The 4,095-nt window shown below is 72.1% G+C and carries 5 protein-coding genes; 2 read left to right on the top strand and 3 right to left on the bottom strand.

Features of this window, described 5'->3' with window-relative positions; translation table 11 throughout:
• The coding region (locus FKV24_RS17855) for a hypothetical protein (RefSeq protein WP_141483354.1) at positions 1-287 on the bottom strand (287 nt) is incomplete at its 3' end.
• Positions 284-871 carry an RNA polymerase sigma factor gene (locus tag FKV24_RS17850; RefSeq protein ID WP_141483353.1) on the bottom strand — a complete coding sequence of 196 codons (588 nt, stop codon included), beginning with the start codon at positions 869-871 and terminating at the stop codon, positions 284-286. The genes FKV24_RS17850 and FKV24_RS17855, both read right to left, overlap by 4 nt.
• Positions 872-1,020: 149 nt before the next feature.
• Here FKV24_RS17850 and FKV24_RS17845 point away from each other — a divergent pair, with 149 nt between their 5' ends.
• Together FKV24_RS17845 and FKV24_RS17840 are read left to right on the top strand one after the other, a co-directional pair.
• A complete protein-coding gene (locus FKV24_RS17845; RefSeq protein WP_141483352.1) occupies positions 1,021-1,353 on the top strand; it encodes a DUF6249 domain-containing protein in 333 nt (110 codons plus the stop codon).
• Positions 1,354-1,458: 105 nt separating this feature from the next.
• Positions 1,459-2,868: a serine hydrolase domain-containing protein gene (locus FKV24_RS17840; protein WP_141483351.1), complete on the top strand. Its 1,410-nt coding sequence runs from the start codon at positions 1,459-1,461 to the stop codon at positions 2,866-2,868.
• Positions 2,869-2,918: 50 nt separating this feature from the next.
• Here FKV24_RS17840 and FKV24_RS17835 read toward each other — a convergent pair.
• Positions 2,919-4,095, bottom strand: a 1,177-nt coding sequence (locus tag FKV24_RS17835; RefSeq protein WP_141483350.1) for an ExeM/NucH family extracellular endonuclease, incomplete at its 5' end; no start/stop codon positions are given.

Here is a 4,095-nt window from a genome sequence, read left to right as displayed (position 1 = left end):
GCCCCGCCCCAGACCGCGATCGCGACCAGGGCCGGCGGCAGCAACAGATAGCCCAGCCAGGTCTCGATCCCGGCCCGCTCGCGATGGTCGTGGGTCAGCCGCTCCATCTGCAGGGCGAAGGTCGGCGGCGGCTCGGGCAGCGGCGCGCTGCGTACGGCGTGGTAGACCGCGCGGTAGCGCTGCTCCGACGGATCGCCCGCCCCCGGGCGCTCGGCCGCGGCCTGGCGCTCGACTTCGCGGGCATGCGCCCGGGCATCCTCGATGGGGAGATCGGAACGACGGTTCATGATGGACAGGCCTCCAGGGATTCCAGGTGCCGGCGCAGGCGCAGGCGGGCACGGAACAGGTAGTTCTTGACCGTACCCTCGGGCAGATCGGTGATCCGCGCCACCTCGGCGATACCCAGCTCCTCCATGTGGTACAGCGTGATCAGGGTGCGCTGCAACGGCGGCAGCGCTTCGATGGCCTCGTGCATGCGGCGCATCAGGTCGGCATCGGCGACGGCCTCGGCCAGATCGAAGCCGTCGCCGACCTGCTCCAGCGGCGACGGACCGTCCGCGTCCGGCTCCACCATCGGCAGGCGCCTGCGCTGCATGTGGCGACTGGCGACACTGAAGGCGATCCGTCCGATCCAGGTCGACAGCGCGCTCTCGAAGCGGAACTGGCCCAGCCTGCGATGCACCTGCAGGAACACCTCCTGGGCCAGCTCGCGGGTGTCCTCGGGCTGCTGCACGATCCGGTACACCAGGTGCCAGACGAGCTTCTGGTTGCGGCTGACCAGGGTTTCGAACGCCCCCGGCCGACGCGCGAGCACCGCCGCGACCAGGGCCCGGTCGTCCGCGCGCGCTTCATTGTCGCCACCTTCGCTCATTGAGGATTGGAGACCTCCACTCGGCGAACGGTTGCAGGCGGCGTGGATCTTTTTCGCGAATCTTTTTTCGCCGGACGGTGCAACCGGTCCGCGGCCACCTGTATCCATCTTCCGCAACCGGGGCAATGGTGCCCCGAGGAGCTGACCCGATGGCCGACATTATTGCCCTCTTCATCCCGATGGTGTTCGCCGCCTGCATCGTGATCGCCATCCGCGTGGTGGTGAACGCGCGCCTGCGCCGACGCCTGGCCGAAACCCACGCCAGCGAGGAGCTGGTCCGACTGATGTTCCTCTCCGACCAGGAGAACAGCCGCCTGGCCTCGCTCAAGTGGGGCATCGTGCTGATCCTGACCGGCATCGCGTTCGGCATCATCGATGTCGCCAACCTGACCTACGACGACCCCGCCAGCTACGGCGTGATCTTCGCCGCGATCGGCCTGGGCATGGTCGGCTACCACCTGCTGCAACGCCAGCGCGACTGACCGCGACAGCGCTCGCGGTCGCCGCCGCGGCGGCCGCGACGTCCCGAAACCGGCGCACGGCGGCCTGTCCCGGCCGCCCGCCGCACCCGCACAAGGAAAATCCTCATGAAACTCAGCCTCGCCCTGAGCGGCCTGCTGTTGGCCGGAATTCCGCTGACCGGCCACGGCTCGACCGCCGTCGACGGTGCCGACGCCGTCCCCGCCGGCCTCGACACCAGCGTCGCCACCGCGCTCGAAAGCACCCGGGTCCCCGGTGTCGCCATCGCCCGGATCGAGGACGGCCGGCTCGCCTGGACCGGGACCTGGGGACGGCGCTCGCCGACCGCGCCGGTCGACGCCAACACCGTCTTCAATGTCGCCTCGCTGACCAAACCGGTATTCGCGACGATGGTGCTGCGCCAGGTCGCCGCCGGCGAGGTCGACCTCGATGCGCCGCTGTCCGCGCACTGGGTCGACCCGGATGTCGCCGACGATCCCCGCCACGAGGCGCTGACCGCGCGGATCGCGCTGAGCCACCAGACCGGACTGCCGAACTGGCGCGGCGACCGTCCGCTCGCCTTCGGCTTCGCCCCCGGCACGCGGCACGAGTACTCGGGCGAGGGCTTCGAATACCTGCGCCGGACGATCGAGCGCCAGTCCGGGCAGCCGCTGCGCACGCTGATGCGGACCGCGGTGCTGGCGCCGGCCGGGATGGACGCCACCCACTTCGGCTGGGACGAGAGCATCGCCCCCGACCTGGCCACCGGCTTCGACGCCAAGGGCGAGCCCTATCCGGACGACGGCCTGCGCGAACGCGATCCCAATGCCGCCGCCAACATGTTCACCACCATCGGCGACTACGGCCGCTTCACCGCCTGGGTCGCCGGCGGCGCCGGCCTGCCGGCGAAGCTGTTCGCCGACATTCAGCGCCCGCAGGCCCTGCACCCGGACCCGGCCGAGCGCTTCGGTCTGGGCTGGCGGTTGATTCCGGTCGACGGCCAGCCGGTGCTGTCGCACGACGGACGCGAGAACGGCGTGCGCACCCAGGTCTTCGTGTTTCCGGCCAGTGGCGACGGGCTGGTGATCCTCAGCAACAGCGACAACGGCGAGCTGCTGACCCGTCCGCTGGTCGAGGCGACCCTGCCGCGGCAGGCGCCGGCATTGCTGGCGGCGATCGACCGCGACATCTGGCGCTACCTGCAGGGCATGCCGGCCGGACAGGCGTCGCAACTGGCGCAGATGCTGCCGCGCTCACCACCGTTCATGGCCAGGTTCCTGTATGCCGCCGACCACGCACTGATGGCGACCGCACCGGTCGACGCCGCCAGCCGCAAGCGCGCCCACGACGCGATCGCGCCGTTCGTGCAGGGCCTGCTCGACGGCAGGACCGATCCGGCGCGGGCGTCGGCCCTGGTGAACATGGCGCTGGCACCCGCCCCGGGCGACGGCGAACCGGCCGGCACCGGCTGGCGGCAACGCCTCGACCGCGCCCAGGCCGAGGCCTGGATGCGGCAGCTGCAAGTGGACGGGGAGTAAGCCTCACGCCCGCGGCCAGGCCGCCGCGGAGGCCGCCCTGGCGGCGGCGATCAGTCCGCGGCGGCGCTGTCGGCTTCGGCCGACTCGACCGGCTTCCAGTCGAAGCCCAGCAGCAAGGGGTCGTGGTCGGAACTGCGCCAGGGACCGTCGGCGCGCGCGCGGCCCCAGTAACCGGCACTGCGCGGCTCGTCGGCGTTGCTGTGCCATTCGACCGCGCCGCGCAGACGCGCGGCCAGCGCCGGGCTCAGCAGGGCATGGTCGAGACGCCCGGCCTCGCCCTCATAGACGTAGCTGTAGGGGGCGTCATGGCCACGGCCGCGGCCGGCCACCGCGAACGCGTCCTGCCAGCCCGCCCGGGCCAGCACCTGCAGCGGCTCTTCCTGGGCGTAGGCATTCATGTCGCCGACGATCACCGCAAGATCGCTGCCGGATCGGGTCGGATCCTCGGCCAGCCAGGCGTCCAGGCGGCGCGCGGACTCGGCCCGCAACGCGTTCCAGCAACCGGCGCCGTTGTCGCGATCCTCGCCCTCGGCCTCGTTGCAGCCCTTGGACTTGAAGTGGTTGGCGACCACCACCAGCGGCTCGCCACCGCTCGCCGGCACGAAGGCCTGCGCCAGCGGCACCCGGCTGCGCGGCCCGAACGGACCGCCTTCCAGGGTCGCCGGCCGGCCCCGGGTATCGACCCGGTCGGCGCGGTAGATCAGGCCGACCCGGATCGCGTCGTCGCCCGGACCGCGGCCGCGGCGCCGGCACTTGCGGTCGCAGGCATCGACGAAACGCCACCCACCGTCGCTGCCGTCGTTGAGCGCGTCGACCAGGGCCGCGAGGCTGGACTCGGGGCCGTAGCCGTCGTTCTCCAGCTCCATCAGGGCGGCGATGTCCGGGTCCAGCGCGCGGATGGTCGCGACCAGCTTGGCGAGCTGGGCCTGCAGTTGTTGCGGACTGCGCGCACCGCGCTCGGTCGGGAAACCGCCGCCGCGGCCGTCGCCGTTGAACAGGTTCTCCAGATTGAACGCCGCCACCCGCAGGTCGCCCGCTACGCGCGGGACCGGCGGGCGCGGCTGCGCGACCAGGGTCGGCGGCACGTCCAGCTGCAGCCGGTAATGGCCGTGGCGATGATCGAGGATGCCCTCGGCGCCTTCGACCGTGCTGCCACTGCGCAGCGCGGCGACGCCGGCCGGCCAGATGCTGTCCGCGAGCGGGCGGTTGTCGCCGGCGCGGCCGTCG

Origin of the sequence: Marilutibacter maris (genome assembly GCF_006546735.2) — a bacterium.
Taxonomy (GTDB): Bacteria; Pseudomonadota; Gammaproteobacteria; order Xanthomonadales; family Xanthomonadaceae; genus Marilutibacter; species Marilutibacter maris.
The sequence above is the reverse complement of the archived record's forward strand: the minus strand, read 5'-3'. Positions and strand labels throughout refer to the sequence as shown.

Excerpts from the sequence above, each read along its gene's own strand:
- FKV24_RS17850 (WP_141483353.1), bottom strand. The coding sequence starts at position 871 with ATGAGCGAAGGTGGCGACAATGAAGCGCGCGCGGACGACCGGGCCCTG.
- FKV24_RS17845 (WP_141483352.1), top strand. The coding sequence starts at position 1,021 with ATGGCCGACATTATTGCCCTCTTCATCCCGATGGTGTTCGCCGCCTGC.
- FKV24_RS17840 (WP_141483351.1), top strand. The coding sequence starts at position 1,459 with ATGAAACTCAGCCTCGCCCTGAGCGGCCTGCTGTTGGCCGGAATTCCG.